The sequence below is a fragment of the Arthrobacter sp. genome, assembly GCF_031179385.1.
Lineage (GTDB): Bacteria > Actinomycetota > Actinomycetes > Actinomycetales > Micrococcaceae > Arthrobacter_D.
The window spans coordinates 1-18340 of record NZ_JAPSHV010000055.1 but is presented as its reverse complement, the minus strand read 5'-3'; the positions used below and the strand labels follow the sequence as shown (position 1 = coordinate 18340).

Below are 18340 nucleotides of genomic sequence, written 5' to 3'. Positions count from 1 at the left end.
CCCGCTTTCAATTAGGCTGAGTACGAATCCCCGCGCAGACGCATCAGCTCCGTCAGGGCTGAGCACGTTTTTTGCTGTCCATATGAAGAAAATTCATAGATCCCTTGATGAACAGGAGCATTTCCATGGCAATCATTGATGCCATTCACGCACGTGAAATCCTAGACTCCCGCGGCAATCCCACGGTTGAGGTTGAGGTACTGCTCGACGACGACACCTTCGGCCGCGCAGCAGTTCCCTCCGGTGCGTCCACCGGTGCCTTCGAGGCGAACGAGCGCCGCGACGGAGACAAGGACCGCTACCTCGGCAAGGGCGTCCTCCAGGCTGTTGAGGCCGTCATCGAGCAGATCCAGCCTGCACTGCTCGGCTTCGACGCCGGAGACCAGCGCGCCATCGACCAGGCCATGATCGACCTGGACGGCACCGAGAACAAGTCGAACCTGGGCGCCAACGCCATGCTCGGTGTATCCCTGGCGATTGCCCGCGCAGCCGCCGAGTCCTCCGCACTGCCCCTGTACCGCTACCTGGGCGGCCCCAACGCGCACGTACTGCCCGTTCCGCTCATGAACATCCTCAACGGCGGATCGCATGCCGATTCCGACGTCGACATCCAGGAATTCATGATTGTTCCCCTGGGTGCCGAGTCCTACTCGGAAGGCCTGCGCTGGGGCGTCGAGGTTTACCACGAGCTCAAGAAGGTGCTGAACGAGAAGGGCCTGGCCACCGGCCTGGGCGACGAGGGCGGCTTCGCTCCGAACCTGCCCTCCAACCGCGACGCGCTCGACCTCATCACCACGGCTATCGAGCGTGCCGGCTACACTCCGGGCACCGACATCGCCTTCGCGCTGGACGTTGCCGCCTCGGAGTTCTACAAGGACGGTGCCTACCACTTCGAGGGCAAGACGCTCGATTCCGCTTCCATGCGCGCCTACTACGAAGAGCTGGTGCGCGACTACCCGCTGGTCTCCATCGAGGATCCCCTGGACGAGGAAGACTGGGACGGCTGGAAGGCCCTCACCGAGACCCTCGGCAGCAAGGTCCAGCTCGTCGGCGACGATCTCTTCGTGACCAATCCGGTCCGCCTGGATCGCGGCATCAAGGCCGACACAGCCAACTCGCTGCTGGTGAAGGTCAACCAGATCGGCACGCTCACCGAGACGCTCGACGCCATCTCGCTGGCCCAGCGTTCCGGCTACACGACCATCACCTCGCACCGCTCGGGCGAAACCGAAGACACCACCATCGCGGACATCTGCGTGGCGACGAACGCCGGTCAGATCAAGACCGGTGCACCCGCCCGTTCAGAGCGTGTTGCCAAGTACAACCAGCTCCTGCGCATCGAGGAAGAGCTGGACGACGCCGCACGCTACGCAGGCCGTTCCGCCTTTCCGCGTTTCACTGCCTGATCACCGGGCTGAGGGCGATACCCTCGTTAAGCAGGTAGCCGTCAGACCGGGATCCACCCCGGCCGGCGGCATGGCATAGCTTGAGCGAGGAGTCCGATGTCCACCCGACGCCCCAGTGTTCCGCGCACAGCACGAGCGCGCACCGATGGGCAGAGGCAGTCGGCTACGCCTCTGAAGCGCCCTGGTCCCCAGGGCGCTTCAGTGCGTTCCAGCCCCTCGAACTCTTCCAGTGCCTCAGGCACATCGCACGCCAAGGACACATCGCACGCCAAGGGTTCGCCGACGGCGCCGTCGAAGCCCCGGACCACCTCTGCCGCTGCCACGCGACCGAAGGCATCACCGTCCGAGGCTCGAGCCGCTGAGCGTTCCCAGCTGGCCGGGGCCATCCGGACAGCCAGCGCTCCTTTCCGTAGGCCATCGGAACGTGCCATCGTCCCTGCGGAAGATGCGGAGCCCATTCCCGCCAAAGCCTTCTCCGGGCGGTTGCTGGCCCTCGCCGTCGTGCTCGTCACCATCACCGTGTTGCTGGCGCCTTCCGTCCGCACATTCCTGCAGCAGCAGGCGGAAACGGATGCCCTGCAGGACCGCATCACCGCACTGCAGCAGGAGCAGGACGGCCTCGAGACGGCGATCGCCCGCTGGGAAGATCCCGCCTACATCAAACAGCAGGCCCGCGACCGTCTCTTCCTCGTGATGCCGGGGGAGACCCGCTACCTCGTCAAGGGTGGGACCGCAGTCGAACCTTCCGAGGAACAGCGCTCAGACGCGGCGCCGGAGGACCTGCCCTGGGCGGACGCACTCTGGGAATCCGTGGAGCGCGCCGCCACCGACTAACCTTGGTTCGTCGGGATACCCCAACGAATGAAGGCACAGGAAGGACCGCAGTGACGGAACGCAACCCGCTTGCACCCACAACGGCTGATCTGGAGACGCTCAGCCGGCAGTTGGGGCGCCCGGTCCGCGACGTCGTCGAAATCGGCGCCCGGTGCGTCTGCGGGAATCCGCTGGTGGCCACCACGGCGCCGCGGCTCAGTAACGGCATTCCCTTTCCCACTACCTATTACCTGACGCATCCGGTCATCACTGCCGCGGTGTCCCGACTCGAAGCCGGCGGGACCATGATGGAGATGACGGAGCGCCTCGAACGCGACCCTGGTCTCGCTGACCGGTACCGCCGGGCGCACGAGGCCTACCTGCGGGCGCGCTCGGAGATCGGGATGCGCAGCGGAATAGGTCCGGTACCAGAGATTGACGGCGTCTCCGCCGGCGGTATGCCTACCCGGGTGAAGTGCCTGCACGTGCTGGTGGGGCACTCCCTCGCAGCAGGCCCCGGGGTGAACCCGCTGGGAGATGAGGCGCTTGAGGCCATCTCGGAGTGGTGGACGGTTGACGAGTGCCGCTGCGCGGGTGCCTGGGACGTGAGCGGTGCCGCTCCCGACCGCGACCTGAGCCGGCACGTGAAGACGCAGGGCCTGAGCCCCGAGGAACTCGACAGGAAACGCGCCGAACGACGTTCGGGAGAAGGGAAGGCCTGATATGCGTACTGCAGCCATCGATTGTGGGACCAATTCCATCCGCCTGCTGATCGCCGACGTCGACGGTGGAGCAGGGCTCACCGACGTGGTTCGCCTGATGCGCGTGGTGCGCCTCGGGGAGGGCGTTGACGCGACGGGCAGGCTCGCCGAGGCGGCGTTGGACAGGACCTTTGGAGCTGTCGATGAGTACGCTGCCCTGATTCATGAGCACGACGCCGAGAAGGTCCGCTTCGTAGCGACCTCCGCTACCCGCGATGCAAGCAATCGGGAGGTCTTCGTCTCCGGAGTACGGGATCGTCTTGGCATTGAACCGGAGGTGGTCAGCGGAAGCGAGGAGGCAGAACTTTCGTTCTCCGGAGCCGCAAGCGTGCTGGCCAGTGACAGCGATGCACCAGTGCTCGTGGTAGACCTCGGCGGTGGAAGCACCGAGTTCGTGGTCGGCACCGGCAGCCAGGTGACCGCGGCGCGCAGTATGGACATGGGTTGTGTTCGCTTTACGGAGCGGTTTCTGCTCTCCGACCCGCCGACGCACCAGGAGATCGCCGACGCCGAGGTAGAGATCAACAGGATGATCGGCGAGGCTGACGCTGACGTGGACCTCTCCTCTGTGCAGGGCATCATCGGCGTCGCGGGCAGCATCACCACCGTCACGGCGCACGCGCTGAAGCTTCCGGAATACCAGTCGGAGCGGATCCACGGTACGGAGCTCACGCTGGACGAGATCGACGGCGCTGCAACCTCGCTGCTGCACCTCTCCCGGGCCGAGCGCAAGGCCCTGCCGTATATGCATCCCGGACGCGTGGACGTGATCGGTGCGGGCGCGCTGATCTGGCGCACGATCGTGCGGCGGGTGGCCGAAGCCACAGAAGGCCGTGTTCGGAGCGCCGTCGCGAGTGAGCACGACATCCTCGATGGCATCGCGCTCAGCGCCGCCCGGCGGAAGTGACGTAAGCACGTGGTTTCTTCCGCACCAGAGATTCCCCAGCCGCACCGGTCAAGTTTCCTTCCCCGGTCCGTTGCTGCCGTTGTTGCGCTCTCACTGGGTCTGGCGACTTCCGTCGTCGGGCCGGTTGACAGTGCAAGCGCACACGGCGGGGAAATCCGGGAGCGCGAGTACTGGCTCGAGGACTACGGCATCACCGAGGCGTGGAAGGACACCAAGGGCGCGGGCGTCACAGTCGCCGTCATCGACAGCGGCGTCGACGGAAGCCACCCGGACCTCGAGGGCGGCGTAACCGGCGGTACGGACGTCTCCGGCGCGGGTGTGCCAGACGGGCAGCGCGGTATCGGGGAGGTGCCCGAGCACGGCACGCTCGTTGCAAGCCTGATCGCGGGCAGGGGACATGTTCCGGAAGAACCGAAGGAAACGCCCTCTGCCTCACCGTCGCCGTCTGCGTCAGGGTCGCCGTCAGCTGCGCCGTCGAAGTCCGCTGAAGCCACCAAGGAGGCCAAGGAACCGGAGAAGACTCCGGTCCAGGCAGCCGGGCGCGGGTCCGACGGCGTCGTCGGAGTTGCCCCGGAAGCACAATTGCTCGCAGTGTCGCTCTGGATCGGCGGCGAAGCCAGCGGACCCAACCCGGCCGGCGTGAGCATTGATGACCAGATCCCCAATGCCGTGCGCTGGGCCGTGGACAATGGCGCCTCCGTCATCAACATGTCACTCGGCAGCACCTCACCGACCTGGCCGGAGAGCTGGGACGAGGCTTTCCTCTACGCGGAACAGAACGACGTCGTCATCGTGGCCGCTGCGGGCAACCGGGCTGGGGGTTCCGTACAGGTCGGAGCGCCGGCGACGATGCCTGGCGTGCTGGCGGTTGGCGGACTCGATGCCAAGGGGGCAGCCAGCCGTGAATCCTCCTCAGAAGGCATCAGCATCGGGATCGCTGCGCCGGCTGAGAACCTTGTCGGCGCCCTGCCCGGCGGCCTCTACGCAAGCAAATGGTCCGGGACGTCGGGTGCTGCGCCGCTGGTCTCCGGAGTGGCAGCGCTCATCCGCGCCAAGTACCCGGAACTGACTGCCCCGCAGGTGATCAACAGGATCATCATGACCGCGCGGGATGCCGGCATCCCCGGCCAGGACACCATCTACGGGCATGGAATCCTGGACGCTGCGGCTGCGGTGAACGCGGATCTGGCTGTCCCCGAGGAACGGCTGCTAGGTGCCGGCGGTGTGGTCAGCATGGCTCAGTACATCGAGACGTACCGGCGCGGGGAGGTACCTCCGCCTCCGCCGCCGGAAGCCGCCGCGTCCGAGGAACCTCTGCCCGATATCCCGGAGCCGACGGTTCCCGCAGCACAGGAGAGGGCGTCGACCTCCAGCTCCCTGCCGGCGTTCATTGTGTTCGGATTCGGGGGCCTCATTCTCGTCATCCTGCTCGGCGGGACGTACCAGGTTGTCCGGATACACCGGGAAAACAACAGGGCTGGCGCAAGCCGAAGCGAGCCGCCGCTAGACAGGGGGGCGAGCGGAAATCCTGCGTCCACGGACGCCCTTGACGGCCGGTCGGCAGCATCGGACTCCCGCTAGTGAAGATTTTCACAAAGTCCGGTACGCTGGTCCCATGGCTCAATCCTCCAAGTTTTCTGATCGTCCCCGGATCCTTGTTGTCGGCGGCGGCTACGTCGGTCTCTACGTAGCCCACAAGCTGCAGAAGAAGGTGAAGGATCACGGTGGCATCGTCACCCTCGTTGATCCTTTGCCCTACATGACCTACCAGCCGTTCCTCCCCGAGGTTGCCGGTGGAAACATCGAGGCGCGTCACGCCGTTGTCTCACACCGCATGCACCTGTCGGATACCGAGCTCATCACGGGCAAGGTGACCGGCGTGAACCACGCCTCGCGTACGGCGACCGTTGAACCAGCTGACGGCAGCGCGCCGTTCGAGCTGACGTACCGAGACATCGTCATCGCGGCCGGCGCCATCACCCGCACCTTCCCCATCGAGGGTCTGGCGGAAGCCGGCATCGGCCTCAAGACCATCGAGGAAGCCGTCGCGCTGCGCAACCAGCTCCTCGAGCGCATCGAGACCGCCTCGCTCATGGAGCCGGGTGCCGAGCGCGACCGCGCGCTGACGTTCGTCGTCGTCGGTGGAGGCTTTGCCGGCATCGAGGCCCTCGCCGAGATGGAAGACCTGGCGCGTGCCGCCGTCAAGAAGAACTCACGCCTCACGCGCTCCGACATCCGGTTTGTGCTTGTCGAGGCAATGGGCCGCATCATGCCCGAGGTCACCGAAGAGCAGGCCAAGTGGGTCGTGGAGCACCTGCGTGCCCGCGGTGTGCAGGTCATGCTGAACACCTCGCTCGCCAGCGCCAAGGACGGCAAGCTGAAGCTCATCAACATGCCGGACAAGTCCCCGGCCGATGAGTTCGAGACCGACACCCTCGTCTGGACCGCCGGTGTGCAGGCCAACCCTGTTGTCCGCAACACGGACTTCCCGATCGACGAGCGCGGCCGTGTCCGTGCCAGCGCGGAACTGCGCATCAGCGGCGACGACGGCCCCCTCGACGGTGCCTGGGCAGCCGGTGACGTCTCTGCCGTGCCGGACCTCTCCGGTGGCGGTGTCGGCGGTTTCTGCGTGCCCAACGCCCAGCACGCTGTCCGTCAGGCCAAGCTGCTCGCTGACAACATCTACGCTGAGCGCTACGGCGTTGGCCGCGTCCGCGAGTACAAGCACAAGAACCTGGGTGCGGTTGCCGGTTTCGGTCAGTACAAGGGCGTCGCCAACATCATGGGATTCGGCATGCGCGGCCTTCCCGCATGGCTCGCCCACCGCGGCTACCACGGCATGGCGATGCCCATGTTCGAGCGCAAGTTCCGCGTGGTCGGTAACTGGGTGCTCGGCTTCGTCTTCGGCCGCGACACCACGCAGCTGATGGACCTGCAGACCCCGCGCCGCCAGTTCCGCGAGGCTGCAACCCCGGCACCCAAGAAGCCGGAAGCAGCCCCGTCCCTGGACAAGGGCCGGGTGGAGGACACCGAGAAGACCGCGGCCAAGGCCTAAGTTTCCTCTGAGGACGGCGGCACCTGCCCCGGTGCCGCCGTCGTCGTTTAACCGGCTATAGTTCTCGACCGTGAGAGTCCGCCCTGAAACGCCGTCGGACCGCGGCGCAGCCCTCGCCGTCATCGAGTCCGCCTTCGCCGCCGGTGCAACCGGTGGGCGGCCCGTCGAAGCCGCACTGCTTGAGCAACTGTGGGCAAGCCCTGCGTATCTTCCCGCCCTATCGCTCGTAGCAGAGGACGACGACGGCGCCATCCGCGGTTACGTCATCACCACCCGGGCGCGGATCGGGTCGGTCCCGTCCCTGGGGCTAGGTCCGATCGGGATTCTGCCGGAGTTTCAGGGGCGGGGGATCGGCAGCCTGCTCGTGGAGGAATCGATTTCCCGTGCCGAGAAGCTGGGGGAGACCTCGCTGGTGCTGTTGGGAAGCCCCACGTTTTACGGGCGCTTCGGCTTCGCGAGGGCCGATGAGCGCGGAGTCCATCCGCCGGATCAGGCCTGGCGCGAGCACTTCATGATCCGGGCGCTCGGCGGCAACAGGGTGCCGGTCGGCGCGTTCCGCTACGCCGCGCCATTCGAGGCGCTGTGAGAGTCCTCGGCCCTACAGTTGATGACCAGACCCGTTGCATTCACTACCGGACGGTGCTCGACGTGGTCGCCATCAAGTTCAAATGCTGCGGCGAGTTCTATCCATGCCACCTCTGCCACGCAGAAACAGCTGACCACGCAGCAGCCGTTTGGCCTGCGGGGGAGCAGGATACCGAGGCGATCCTGTGCGGCGTCTGCAAGGAGACGATGCGGATCCGGGACTACCTCGGCGCTGACGCGTGCTCCTCCTGCCGCGCACCCTTCAATCCGGGCTGCCGCCTGCACAAGCACCTGTACTTCGGCACTGATGAGGGCCTGGACGCTGCGGTGCCCCAGGTGGGACTCGAACCCACACTGTGAAGATTTTAAGTCTCCTGCCTCTGCCATTGGGCTACTGGGGCGTACCGTGTGATAACCCCAGGCGGCGTGCGCGCTGCCAGGGCGTCCCATCAAGAATACGTGAACACCTACCTGCGGGACTGACCCTCGTCCGACGGCGGTCAATACCCCTGTGATGAGCGTTACAAGGATGTAACCAGATTTGCTTATCTTAGACACGTTTTTGCACTAGCTTTTTCACATACCAGGAACACCTGGTGATCGCATCAAAGGCTGATCGAGCCTTTCGATCGAGGAGATAAATTTCATGACAGCAACACGTAACTCCGCGCGGTTCAGCATCGGGGAGAATGCTCCGCGCGCAGCGAAGATTGCGGCCCTCAGCCTGGGCATCGCACTCTTCGCATCTGCCTGCGGTGGCAATCCCACCCCCGAAGAAGAAGGCGGCCAGTCTTCGGCACCGGCAGCGTCGGGACTGACCTGTCCCGAGAGTCAGCTCGACGCGGGCGAGGCCCCCGAGAAGGGCGACCCAGCCGCAGTACCCGAAGCGGAAACCACGTCCGAAACTCCCCTGGTGCTCGGTTCAATTCTGCCCACCACAGGTGCCCTTGCTTTCCTCGGTCCCCCCGAAATTGCCGGCGTGAACCTCGCCGTACAGGAAATCAATGAGGCCGGCGGTGTGCTTGGCCAGGATGTCGAGATCATCCACCGCGACTCCGGCGACACCACCACCGACATCGCAACACAATCCGTGACGGACCTGCTGTCCCAGGACGTCAGCGCGATCATCGGCGCAGCATCCTCGGGTGTTTCGCAGACCGTGATCAACCAGATCACCGGTGCCGGTGTAGTTCAGATGTCGCCGGCGAACACCTCGCCCGATTTCACCGACTGGGATGACAACGGCCTGTACTGGCGTACGGCACCGTCCGACGTCCTGCAGGGACGCGTCCTGGGTAACTACATCATGGCCTGTGGCGCACAGACCGTGGGCATGATCGTACTCAACGACGCGTACGGTACCGGCCTCCAGGCAAGCATCAAGGAAGCCGTTGAGAGCGCGGGCGGCCAGATCGTTGCAGAGGAACTCTTCAATGAGGGCGACTCGCAGTTCAGCAGCCAGGTGGATGCGCTTGTCGCAGCCGAGCCTGACGCCTACGTGGTCATCAGCTTCGACCAGGCCAACAGCATCGTTCCGCTGCTGACCGGTCAGGGCGTCGACCCGGGTTCCATGTTCTTCGTGGACGGCAACACCGCTGACTACAGCGAAGACCTTGATCCCGGAACACTCGCAGGCGCACAGGGCACCCAGCCGGGCTCCTTCGCGGGGGACGAGTTCAAGGAAGCCCTCGCTGAGATCGACGACAGCCTGAATGTGTGGAACTACGCAGGTGAAAGCTACGACGCCGTGAACCTTATTGCCCTTGCAGCAGATGCCGCGGGCAGCACGGACGGAGCAGCAATCGCAGCCGAGCTTGAGGCAGTCTCCAAGGAAGGCACCGAGTGCTTCGACTACGCAGGCTGCATCACTCTCCAGCGTGAGGGTGAGGATATCGATTACCAGGGCATCTCCGGACCGATCACCTTCGACGAAAACGGTGACCCGACGGAAGCCTTCATCGGCATCTACGAGTTCGACGACAACAACACCCCGCAGCCTTACCGCTCCGAGGCAGGGCAGCTCTAGCCCCACCAGCAGTACCTGATTCACTCGCACAGTACAGAAGAGCCCCTCCCGGCCCGGGAGGGGCTCTTCTGCGTCCACACCAGGTGTCGGCTAGCGTCAACCGGGTTTGGGACCGGAAAGACGGCGTCGTCGCCTGGTGTGGGCGCAACCCTGCAGGTTCTGAGGTCGTTGGACGACACCGGCAAACCGAGAAGCCACGCAGGTCGCGGTCGGGCCGTCGCGGGCCTTCAAGAACGAGCAGGATTGTGCGCGCATCCCCGCACTGGCCTCGAACGCAGTAGAGGCCCCCTCCTGCTGGAGAGGGCCTCTAGAGGCGGCTGAAGACCTAGGCCGTATCGGCGAGGGTCCCGAGGTACAGCTGGATGACCTTGGGGTCCTTCATCAGTTCGCGTCCGGTACCCGTGTACGCATCCTTACCCTGGTCCAGAACATAGGCGCGGTCGCAGATCTGCAGGCACCTTCGGGCGTTCTGCTCCACCATGATCACAGAGACGCCTGCCCGGTTGATCTCGTGAACGCGGAGGAACGTCTCGTCTTGCTTGACAGGGGAGAGACCGGCGGAGGGCTCATCGAGGAGCAGGACCGCGGGCTCCATCATCAGGGCCCTGCCCATGGCGACCATCTGGCGCTCGCCGCCCGACAGGGAACCGGCACGCTGCGCGCGACGCTTGCCGAGTTCGGGGAAAAGCCCGGTGACGAAGTCGAACCGCTCCTTGAAGTCCTTGGGGCGCTGGTACATGCCCATCTGGAGGTTTTCCTCGATGGTCAGGGTGGCGAATACGTTGTTGTTCTGCGGGACGAAACCCACGCCCCTGCTGACCAGCTTGTTTGCCTTCAGCCCCGTGATGTCCTGATCCCGGACTATCACCGTGCCCGAGTGAACCTTGACCAGCCCGAACATTGCCTTGAGCAGCGTCGACTTGCCGGCACCGTTGGGCCCGATGATGCCGATCAGCTCACCCGACCGCGCTTCGATGGAGCAGCCGTTCAGAATGTTCACGCCCGGCAGATAGCCCGCCACGAGATCGGTGACTTTCACGACCGATTTTCCGGGTGCCGCCTCGGCCCCCGTGGTCCGGTGTGGTCCTGCGGTTCCCGCTGCTTCGCTCATGGCCGCTTCTCCTCTTTACCTGTGTCTGACGCGGTGCCTTCAATTTCGGTGATCCGGGTGTGGCTCAGGAGACCGGCGTCTTCTGTCCCTACGACCGATTCCTCGTCGTGTGCCAGTTCCTCCTCGAGCTTCTCGACGCCCTGGGAATCACCGAGATCCACGTCGTGGTGGGCACCGAGGTACGCATCGATCACCGCCTGATCCTTCATGACGACGTCGGGAGTTCCCTCCGCCACTACGCGCCCCTCTGCCATGACCACAACCCAGTCGGCGACGTGGCGGACCATGTGCATGTCGTGTTCCACGAACAGGACGGTCATGCCGTCGGCCTTGAGGTTCTTGATGTGGTCCAGCAATGACTGGGTGAGGGCCGGGTTGACGCCCGCCATTGGCTCGTCAAGCATGACCAGGCGCGGCTTCACCATGAGTGCGCGCGCCATTTCCAGCAGCTTTCGTTGCCCGCCGGAGAGGGACGCTGCATAGTCGTCACTCTTCGCGTCCAGCTTGAACTTCTTGAGAAGTACCTCCGCCTGCCCGGTGATTTCCTTTTCCCGTCCGCCCCACAGGCCCTTGAAGAGGGCTCGGGCGAGACTCTCACCGGGCTGGTCGGTCGCTCCGAGGCGCATGTTCTCCATGACGGTGAGCTTGCCCATGACCTTGGTCAGCTGGAACGTACGCACCATGCCGAGGCGTGCCACCTTGTAGGGAGCGACACCGGCGAGGGACTTCCCGTCGAAGTCCCACTCGCCGCTCTGCGGCGTATCAAACCCGGTGAGCAGGTTGAACAGCGTGGTCTTACCCGCACCGTTCGGCCCGATCAGAGCGGTGATCTTGTTCCGTGGGATCTCGAGGTAGTCCACGTCGACAGCGTTGATGCCGCCGAAGCTTCGGGTCACCTTCTTGACCGTGACAATCGGATCCCGCTTGCGGCAGCCTGGTCCAGGGGTGTCCTCGGTGATGGGCCGCGAGTCGGTCATGTAGTCGATGCCGTCGGCCGGTGTTCCGGTCGATTCCGTCGAATGCGAGACAGCGTGTGCTGCTCGCCGTCCGCCTGATTTTGCTTGGGATTGCGGCGTAGGTTCCGCAGTAGGGTCGCTCATGCGAACGCCAACTCCTTTTTGTTGCCGAGTACGCCCTGCGGCCTGAAGATCATCAGCAGCATCAGCGCAACACCCACGAGGATGTACCGGAGCTGTCCGGCCTGGACGTTGGTGAGGAACGTGATGGCGCCGGTTTCGATGGCGCCGAAGAGGAGGCTCTGAGTCAGCGAGAGGACAACCCAGAAGATCATCGCCCCGATGACCGGGCCCAGTACCGTGGCCATGCCGCCGAGCAGCAGGACCGTGTAGAGGAAGAACGTGAGCTCGGTGGCATAGTTGGCCGGCTGGACCGCGCCGCGGGGGATCGTGAAGATCATGCCCGCAGCAGAACCCATCAGGCCGCCGATGATGAGTGCCTGCATCTTGTAGGCGTACACGTTTTTGCCAAGGGCACGAACCGCGTTCTCATCTTCGCGGATACCCTTGAGGACGCGGCCCCAGGGGCTGCGCATGAGCAGCCACACTGCGAGGCAGGCCAGCGCTACCACTGTCCAGGCCACGATCCGAATGAAGAGCCCGTTCTGGTTCATGCTGACGGGACCGATGTTGTAGGTGCCCTCCGGGATAAAGTTCAGCGCGAAGAAGCCCGACTCAAAGCCCTGGGCCAGACCGTTGGCCGAACCAGTGACTTCGGTCAGGCCGTTGGTGGTGACGATGTACCGCACGATTTCCGCCGCTGCGATGGTCACGATAGCGAGATAGTCCGCCCGCAGCCGCAGGGTCGGGATACCGAGCACGACGGCGAAGATCACCGAGCCGAGCAGCGCCACCAGGATGGCGACGGGGACCGGAGCATTGAAGGTCAGAGTGGAGATGGCGTAGCCGTACGCGCCCATCGCCATGAAGCCTGCCTGACCGAAGTTCAGCAGGCCGCTGTAGCCGAAGTGTACGGCGAGGCCGAGGGCTGCCAGTGCGTAGGCGGCCGTCGTCGGGCTGATGATTTCGCCGAAGGCGAGGGAAAGAATGTTTCCAAAATCCATGTCGGTTGGCCCCTAACCTACGCGCTCTCGGCGGCCCAGGATGCCCTGTGGCCGGAAGAGAAGAACAATGATCATGATGAGCAGGGCGCCGACGTACTTGAGGTCGGCCTCCAGCCAAATGGTGGAGATCTCGACGAAGAGACCTACCAGGACTGAGCCGAGCAGGGCACCGAAGACCGTGCCCAGCCCGCCGAGGACTACACCGGCGAAGATCAGCAGCAGAATCTGCTGGCCCATATTGAAGGAGACGCCCGGGCGGTAGTAGGCCCAGAGGATGCCGCCAAGTGCTGCCAGTGCGCCGCCCACAACCCAGACCAACCGGATGACCCGGTCCACGTCGATACCGGAAGCCGCGGCCAAAGCCGGGTTGTCGGCGACAGCGCGGGTGGCCTTCCCGATACGGGTCCTGAGGAGCAGAAATGCGATGAGCAGGATGACGATCAGGCTGATGATCAGGGAGGTCAGGTTGTTCCGGGTGATGGAGATGAGCCCGAAGTTCAGCATCTGACCCTGGGCGCCGGGCAGCTGCTGGGTCGCCCCGCCGAAGTTGAACTGAATGATGTAGCGCAATGCCAGGGCGAGGCCGATGCTCACGATCATCATCGGGATCAGTCCGGAGCCGCGCTTGCGCAGCGGTTTCCAGAGTCCGGCGTCCTGGACATAGCCCAGCGCCGCCCCGCCGATCACGGCGAGGATGATTGCGACTATTGCGGGCAGCCCCAGCGCGGCGAAGGCAAACGCCAGCACGGCACCGGCGGTGACCATCTCGCCATGGGCGAAGTTGGTCAGGCCGGTTGTGCCGAAGATCAGGGACAGGCCGACGGCGCTGAGGGCGAGGAGCAGGCCGAAGCTCAATCCTGCGACGGAGCGGTCGACGAGGAGGTCCAGGACGTTGCTGGTTCCCGTGACGATGCCCTCACCGAACAGGAAGAGCGTGGTGATATTTGTTGTTCCGGCGAACGTGACTTCACGCGGATTCTGCTGGCCTTCAGCCAGCTCCACGCCCTCGGGCAGGGTGGACTCGTCGAGCTCCACCTCATAGGTGCCCTGTTCGGGAACGTCAATGCTCCAGGAGCCGTTCTCGCCGGACGTGGTTTCTCCTTCGAAACCCTCGCCGGTGACCGAGATCCGGACGTCAGCTAGCGGACCGTCGGCACCCCGAAGGACGCCGCTGATCCGGTTTTGGAATTCCCCTGCCTGGACGGAGGCGGGGATTTGCCCGTTCACTGTGCCTACCGCACCAAGGGGGGATGCCCCTGCTGCGGGTGCGCTGATGAACAGTGCGGCCAGAAGGCCGGCGACCAGGAGGAATAGCCTCCTGCGCCACGCCGGCGTCGGCTTGGTTATCAAGTTATGAACCTCCACGATGGTGGCTGTCGTCCGTCGAGGTACGACGGCTCTAGAGCCTGTGATCGAAGTCACGCAGTGTGGAGATCATGTTACCTGCGCTGTGTTACCACTATTCGCCATATGGGGGCTGCCAGATAGCAATTGGATAACAACTGTGTTGGTAGTTCTACTCGCGGGTAACCCGGAACCCCGGGCAGCGCGGTTGACGTCGGTGCAGATGAATCAGCAGGTGAATTAGAGGTAGAGCCCGGTGCCGGCGTCGTCGGTTTCCGGCTGCGCAACGGCGTGGACGTCGCGCTCGCGGAGGAGGATGTAGTCGGTGCCGCCGACATCGACCTCCGACTTGTCTTCCGGGTCGAACAGCACGCGGTCACCGCGGGACACCTGACGGACACTGGGCCCTGTAGCCGCAACATCAGCCCATGCCAGCCGCTTGCCCATCACCGCGGTCGCCGGAATGACAATGCCCGACGACGACCGCCGCTCGCTGCTGTCCTTGTCCAGGATCACCAGCAGACGGTCATGAAGCATCTTCAGGGGGAGGGAGTCGGACGAAAAGGGCTTCGTGGCTGAGGTGTTTGACACGCCGACAGTCTACCGTTGGACTCCTGCGGATCCCGGTCGCAGTCAGGCGCCGCTTCCGGAACAAAACGGCCTCAAAACCGTTGATATTGGTAGGGTTGAAACATCTCAGCCCCCTAATGGAGGACTACACACAAATGGCACTCGGCGGTAACCCGGTTTTTAACGGTAAAAACTTCCGTACCGCTGCCCGCGGCGACAATCCGGCAGCGTACGGTTCAACTACTCTGGCCAACCAAACGGTCATGAACCAGCAGCAGCTGGAGCACCTCTACAACCAGCCTTCGGCAGGTCCCGCAGAGACGGGACGCATGACGTTCGACGACGTGATCGTCAAGACCATCGCGACCATCGGCGTGGTGATGATTGGCGCGGCGGTTCCGGCGTTCCTCTTCCCGTCCCTTGCACCGCTGCTGATGATCGTGGGCTTGATCGGCGGCTTCGTTCTCGGCCTGGTCAACTCCTTCAAGCGTGAGCCCGTGCCCGCGCTGATCCTCGGCTACGCCTTCCTCGAGGGTCTGTTCCTCGGCGGACTGACGATGTTCCTCGAGGCAATGTTCCCGAACATCGCCATGCAGGCTCTGCTCGGCACCCTGTCGGTCTTCGTAGTGACGCTGCTGCTCTTCAAGAGCGGCAAGGTGCGCGCTACCCCCAAGGCCATGAAGATCTTCATGATCGCGATGATCGGCTACGCACTGTTCAGCCTCGTGAATCTTGGCCTGATGCTCTTCGGCGTCAGCAACGACCCGTGGGGTCTGCGCACCGGCGTGGAAATCATGGGCATCCCGCTCGGCGTTCTGATCGGTGTGCTGGCAATCGGCCTCGCCGCCTTCTCCCTGGTCATTGACTTCACCATGATCAGCGAAGGTGTCCGCAACGGCGCTGCCCGCAAGTACTCCTGGACCGCAGCGTTCGGCCTGACCGTTACCCTGGTCTGGCTGTACGTTGAATTCCTGCGCCTCATCGCCATCCTGCGCGGCGACGAGTAACACCACTGGCACAGACACGAAGGCCCCCGGCGCTTGCCGGGGGCCTTCCGTTTGTTTCGGCTGGAATGGGGATTGGACGGCCCAGGGCTCAGGAAACCCGGCCCGCGCCGTCAGCGGGAGACACCGCAAAAATGACCGGTTCCTTGAATCCCGCGCGGTCAAAAGCATCCGTCACTGCCGCGCTGACGCGGTCGACGTCCTCGACCTGCACAAGCGCGATGGCCGAGCCGCCGAACCCGCCGCCGGTCATGCGCGAGCCCAGGGCTCCGGCCTCCCGGGATGAGTCCACAGCCAGGTCGAGCTCGGGGCACGAGATCTCGAAGTCGTCCCGCATGGAGACGTGGCTGGCATCCAGCAGCGGCGCGATGGCGCGCGGTCCATCGGTGCGGAGGAGCTCAACGGCGGCCTGCACGCGCGCGTTCTCCGTGACGACGTGGCGCACCCTGCGGAACGTCTCGTCATCTAGCAGGCCTGAGGCCTCTCGTAGATCAGCTTCGCTCAGGTCTCGCAACGCAGGGACGCCCATGATGTCAGCGCCCACCTCGCAGGCACGACGGCGGGACGCGTAACCGCCGGTCGCGTGGGAGTGGCTGACGCGGGTGTCGATCACGAGCAGCGCCAGTCCGTTTTCCTTCATGGGCAGCGGAACAAGCTCCGCATGCTGGCTCCGGCAGTCCAGGAACACCGCGTGACCTTCCTTGCCCAGCAGGGACGCTGACTGATCCATCAGCCCGGTGGGCGCTCCCACCATCTCGTTTTCGGCGCGCTGCCCGATGAGCGCGAGCTCCGAACCGTTCAGTCCCAGTCGGTACAGCTCGTTTGCCGCCACGGCTACGGCGCACTCGATAGCAGCGGAGGAGGAAAGCCCTGCCCCCACGGGGACCTGCGAGTCGATCAGCAGGTCCATTCCCTGAAGCTCGTGACCGGCCTCCCTGAGCGCCCACAATACGCCCACGGGGTAGGCGGCCCAGCCGTCGACGTCGCCGGCCTTCAGTCCGGAGAGATCCGTGACCACGATTTCTCCGGATTCCGAGAACGTGGAGCTCACGCGGACGGCGGAGTCCTGCCGCACGGCAGCGGCCACCAGCGTGGCGCGGTCGATTGCGAAGGGCAACACGAACCCGTCGTTGTAGTCGGTGTGCTCTCCAATCACGTTGACCCGTCCGGGTGCTGCCCAGATGCCGGCGGGGACGGACCCGAAACGGTCCTCGAACTGCTGGGCGAGAGTCATACTGTTTCCTTCACTGCGGGGGTTGCGGCGCGGAGCGTGGCGGCTACCTGCTCCGGGGTGGTGTCGTTGATGAAAGCGCCCATTGCCGCCTCCGAGCCCGCGAGGAACTTCAGCTTGTCTTCCGCCCGGCGGGGTGAGGTGAGCTGCAGGTGCAGGTAGCCGGCTTCGCGCAGTTCGGGGACCAGGGGAGCCTGGTGCCAGGCGGCGATGTATGGGGTGGGCGTGCTGTAGATGCCGTCCACCCGGGCGAGGAGTTCGAGGTACACCGTGGTCAGCTCGTCCTTTTCCTCTCCGGTGAGCGCAGCGATGTCCGGAACATGACGGTGTGGCACCAGATGGACTTCCAGGGGCCACCGGGCGGCGAAGGGCACGAAGGCGCTGAAGTGTTTGCCCTCAAGGACCATGCGCTCGCCCGAGTTCCGCTCGGACCTCAGAACCGAGCCCATCAGGGTCTCCCGCCCGTCGACGGCGTCGAAGTAGCGCCGGGCTTCCCGGCCCATCAACGCCGCCCGAGGGGTCACAAACGGGTAGGCATAGATCTGACCGTGAGGGTGGAGCAGAGTTACGCCGATGTCCGCTCCCCGGTTCTCGAACGGGAAGACCTGGCGAATTCCCTTCATCGCGGAGAGCGCTTCCGTCCGGTGTGCCCAGGCGTCGATGACGGTGCGCGCCCGCTGCGGCGGCAGGGACCCGAAGGAGCCTTCGTGGGAGGAATCGAAGGCGACCACTTCGCACCGCCCGAAGGCCGACGTCGTCGTTCCCCAGCCTGTGCTCCCGGACTGGAGGTCGGGCAGTTCGCCGAGGTCCGGGCCGAAGGACGAGAAGCGGTTCTCGAAAACCACGACCTCGTAGTCGGAGGCGGGGATTTCGGAGAGGTTGTGTGCGGTGGAGGGGCACAGGGGACACTGATCGGCCGGCGGAAGGTGCGTGCGCGTTTGGCGGTGCGCGGCGACGGCAGTCCACTCGCCGGTCAGCGGGTCGTACCGCACGTCGCCGGTGCCCCCGCGCTGCGGCAGACCGCGATGGTCGACGACGGCGGCAGCATCGCGGTGGAGGGCTGCTGATTCTTCGGTGGCGTCGAAGTAGATGAGTTCGCGCCCGTCGGAGAGACGCGTGGGGATTACCTGGGTCATGGTGTGTCCTGGGTGTGGGAGGGAGTGCTGCCTTGGGCGGCGAGGACGCTGGTAGTGAGTGAGTAGCCGGGGTCGGATGGCTGCGAGTCGGTCACGATGCAGGAGACCTGATCGACGCCGGCGATCCGGGCAAGGCTTACTGTCCCGAACTTGGTGGAGTCCGCGAGCACAACCAGCCGGCCGCACTGTTCGGCGAAAGCACGATTGGTGTCCGCTTCCGCCAGGTTGGGCGTGGTGATGCCGGCCGAGGCGTCGACGCCGTGGGCACCCATGAAGCAGATGTCCACGTTGAAGGACCGGACCGTGGAGGT

At 64.7% G+C, this 18340-nt stretch carries 17 protein-coding genes, 1 tRNA gene and 1 pseudogene; 10 read left to right on the top strand and 9 right to left on the bottom strand.

Annotated features, from left to right (window positions below):
• The first annotated feature begins 125 nt into the window (after positions 1-125).
• The 8 genes from eno to RIF85_RS09325 all read left to right on the top strand — a co-directional run bounded on the left by eno (position 126) and on the right by RIF85_RS09325 (position 7887).
• Positions 126-1406: a phosphopyruvate hydratase gene (eno, locus tag RIF85_RS09360; RefSeq protein ID WP_309071637.1), complete on the top strand. Its 1281-nt coding sequence runs from the start codon at positions 126-128 to the stop codon at positions 1404-1406.
• A 201-nt stretch (positions 1407-1607) separates the two neighbouring features.
• Complete coding sequence (locus tag RIF85_RS09355; RefSeq protein ID WP_309071636.1) at positions 1608-2240, top strand: septum formation initiator family protein; 633 nt, start codon at positions 1608-1610, stop codon at positions 2238-2240.
• Between the two features lie 50 nt (positions 2241-2290).
• Positions 2291-2941: a DUF501 domain-containing protein gene (locus RIF85_RS09350; protein WP_309071635.1), complete on the top strand. Its 651-nt coding sequence runs from the start codon at positions 2291-2293 to the stop codon at positions 2939-2941.
• 1 nt (position 2942) lies between these two features.
• On the top strand, positions 2943-3887 hold the full coding sequence (locus tag RIF85_RS09345; protein WP_309071634.1) for a Ppx/GppA phosphatase family protein: 945 nt from the start codon (positions 2943-2945) through the stop codon (positions 3885-3887).
• 9 nt (positions 3888-3896) lie between these two features.
• Positions 3897-5468 (top strand): S8 family serine peptidase, encoded by a 1572-nt coding sequence (locus tag RIF85_RS09340; RefSeq protein WP_375164836.1) that lies wholly within the window; start codon positions 3897-3899, stop codon positions 5466-5468.
• A gap of 34 nt (positions 5469-5502) precedes the next feature.
• Entirely contained in the window at positions 5503-6942 is a 1440-nt protein-coding gene (locus RIF85_RS09335; RefSeq protein ID WP_309071633.1) for an NAD(P)/FAD-dependent oxidoreductase, read from the top strand.
• Between the two features lie 70 nt (positions 6943-7012).
• Positions 7013-7528, top strand: coding sequence for an N-acetyltransferase (locus tag RIF85_RS09330; RefSeq protein WP_309071632.1), 516 nt, complete (start codon positions 7013-7015; stop codon positions 7526-7528).
• Positions 7525-7887, top strand: a complete 363-nt coding sequence (locus RIF85_RS09325; RefSeq protein WP_309071631.1) for a CHY zinc finger protein — start codon at positions 7525-7527, stop codon at positions 7885-7887. The genes RIF85_RS09330 and RIF85_RS09325 overlap by 4 nt, the downstream gene beginning before the upstream one ends.
• Here the strand turns inward: RIF85_RS09325 and RIF85_RS09320 are convergent.
• Positions 7856-7928, bottom strand: a tRNA-Leu gene (locus tag RIF85_RS09320). The genes RIF85_RS09325 and RIF85_RS09320 overlap by 32 nt on opposite strands.
• A 245-nt stretch (positions 7929-8173) precedes the next feature.
• Between RIF85_RS09320 and RIF85_RS09315 the strand changes: the two genes are divergently transcribed.
• Positions 8174-9553 (top strand): ABC transporter substrate-binding protein, encoded by a 1380-nt coding sequence (locus tag RIF85_RS09315; RefSeq protein ID WP_309071630.1) that lies wholly within the window; start codon positions 8174-8176, stop codon positions 9551-9553.
• Between the two features lie 325 nt (positions 9554-9878).
• Here RIF85_RS09315 and RIF85_RS09310 read toward each other — a convergent pair whose 3' ends face one another.
• From RIF85_RS09310 to RIF85_RS09290, 5 genes are all read right to left on the bottom strand, one after another.
• Entirely contained in the window at positions 9879-10664 is a 786-nt protein-coding gene (locus RIF85_RS09310) for an ABC transporter ATP-binding protein (RefSeq protein WP_309071629.1), read from the bottom strand.
• Positions 10661-11641 carry an ABC transporter ATP-binding protein gene (locus RIF85_RS09305; RefSeq protein ID WP_309071639.1) on the bottom strand — a complete coding sequence of 327 codons (981 nt, stop codon included), beginning with the start codon at positions 11639-11641 and terminating at the stop codon, positions 10661-10663. The genes RIF85_RS09310 and RIF85_RS09305 overlap by 4 nt, the downstream gene beginning before the upstream one ends.
• A gap of 119 nt (positions 11642-11760) precedes the next feature.
• A complete protein-coding gene (locus RIF85_RS09300) occupies positions 11761-12744 on the bottom strand; it encodes a branched-chain amino acid ABC transporter permease (protein WP_309071628.1) in 984 nt (327 codons plus the stop codon).
• A gap of 12 nt (positions 12745-12756) precedes the next feature.
• A complete protein-coding gene (locus RIF85_RS09295; RefSeq protein ID WP_309071627.1) occupies positions 12757-14109 on the bottom strand; it encodes a branched-chain amino acid ABC transporter permease in 1353 nt (450 codons plus the stop codon).
• A 219-nt stretch (positions 14110-14328) separates the two neighbouring features.
• Positions 14329-14625 carry a co-chaperone GroES gene (locus RIF85_RS09290; RefSeq protein WP_309071638.1) on the bottom strand — a complete coding sequence of 99 codons (297 nt, stop codon included), beginning with the start codon at positions 14623-14625 and terminating at the stop codon, positions 14329-14331.
• Between the two features lie 188 nt (positions 14626-14813).
• Here RIF85_RS09290 and RIF85_RS09285 point away from each other — a divergent pair, with 188 nt between their 5' ends.
• Positions 14814-15665 carry a Bax inhibitor-1/YccA family protein gene (locus RIF85_RS09285; RefSeq protein ID WP_309071626.1) on the top strand — a complete coding sequence of 284 codons (852 nt, stop codon included), beginning with the start codon at positions 14814-14816 and terminating at the stop codon, positions 15663-15665.
• A gap of 88 nt (positions 15666-15753) precedes the next feature.
• On the opposite strand, the gene galK is transcribed toward RIF85_RS09285, so the two are convergent.
• The 3 genes and pseudogenes from galK to RIF85_RS09270 all read right to left on the bottom strand — a co-directional run.
• Positions 15754-16896 carry a galactokinase gene (gene galK, locus RIF85_RS09280; protein WP_309071625.1) on the bottom strand — a complete coding sequence of 381 codons (1143 nt, stop codon included), beginning with the start codon at positions 16894-16896 and terminating at the stop codon, positions 15754-15756.
• A complete protein-coding gene (gene galT / locus RIF85_RS09275) occupies positions 16893-18029 on the bottom strand; it encodes a galactose-1-phosphate uridylyltransferase (protein ID WP_309071624.1) in 1137 nt (378 codons plus the stop codon). Before galT ends, galK begins: the two co-directional genes overlap by 4 nt.
• Positions 18026-18340 (bottom strand): annotated as a pseudogene (locus tag RIF85_RS09270) (hypothetical protein); the annotation flags it as partial. The gene galT and the pseudogene RIF85_RS09270, both read right to left, overlap by 4 nt.

Coding starts and splice junctions, on each gene's coding strand:
- eno (WP_309071637.1), top strand. CDS start 126: ATGGCAATCATTGATGCCATTCACGCACGTGAAATCCTAGACTCCCGC.
- RIF85_RS09345 (WP_309071634.1), top strand. CDS start 2,943: ATGCGTACTGCAGCCATCGATTGTGGGACCAATTCCATCCGCCTGCTG.
- RIF85_RS09335 (WP_309071633.1), top strand. CDS start 5,503: ATGGCTCAATCCTCCAAGTTTTCTGATCGTCCCCGGATCCTTGTTGTC.
- RIF85_RS09315 (WP_309071630.1), top strand. CDS start 8,174: ATGACAGCAACACGTAACTCCGCGCGGTTCAGCATCGGGGAGAATGCT.
- RIF85_RS09310 (WP_309071629.1), bottom strand. CDS start 10,664: ATGAGCGAAGCAGCGGGAACCGCAGGACCACACCGGACCACGGGGGCC.
- RIF85_RS09305 (WP_309071639.1), bottom strand. CDS start 11,641: ATGACCGACTCGCGGCCCATCACCGAGGACACCCCTGGACCAGGCTGC.
- RIF85_RS09300 (WP_309071628.1), bottom strand. CDS start 12,744: ATGGATTTTGGAAACATTCTTTCCCTCGCCTTCGGCGAAATCATCAGC.
- RIF85_RS09290 (WP_309071638.1), bottom strand. CDS start 14,625: ATGCTTCATGACCGTCTGCTGGTGATCCTGGACAAGGACAGCAGCGAG.
- RIF85_RS09285 (WP_309071626.1), top strand. CDS start 14,814: ATGGCACTCGGCGGTAACCCGGTTTTTAACGGTAAAAACTTCCGTACC.
- galK (WP_309071625.1), bottom strand. CDS start 16,896: ATGACTCTCGCCCAGCAGTTCGAGGACCGTTTCGGGTCCGTCCCCGCC.
- galT (WP_309071624.1), bottom strand. CDS start 18,029: ATGACCCAGGTAATCCCCACGCGTCTCTCCGACGGGCGCGAACTCATC.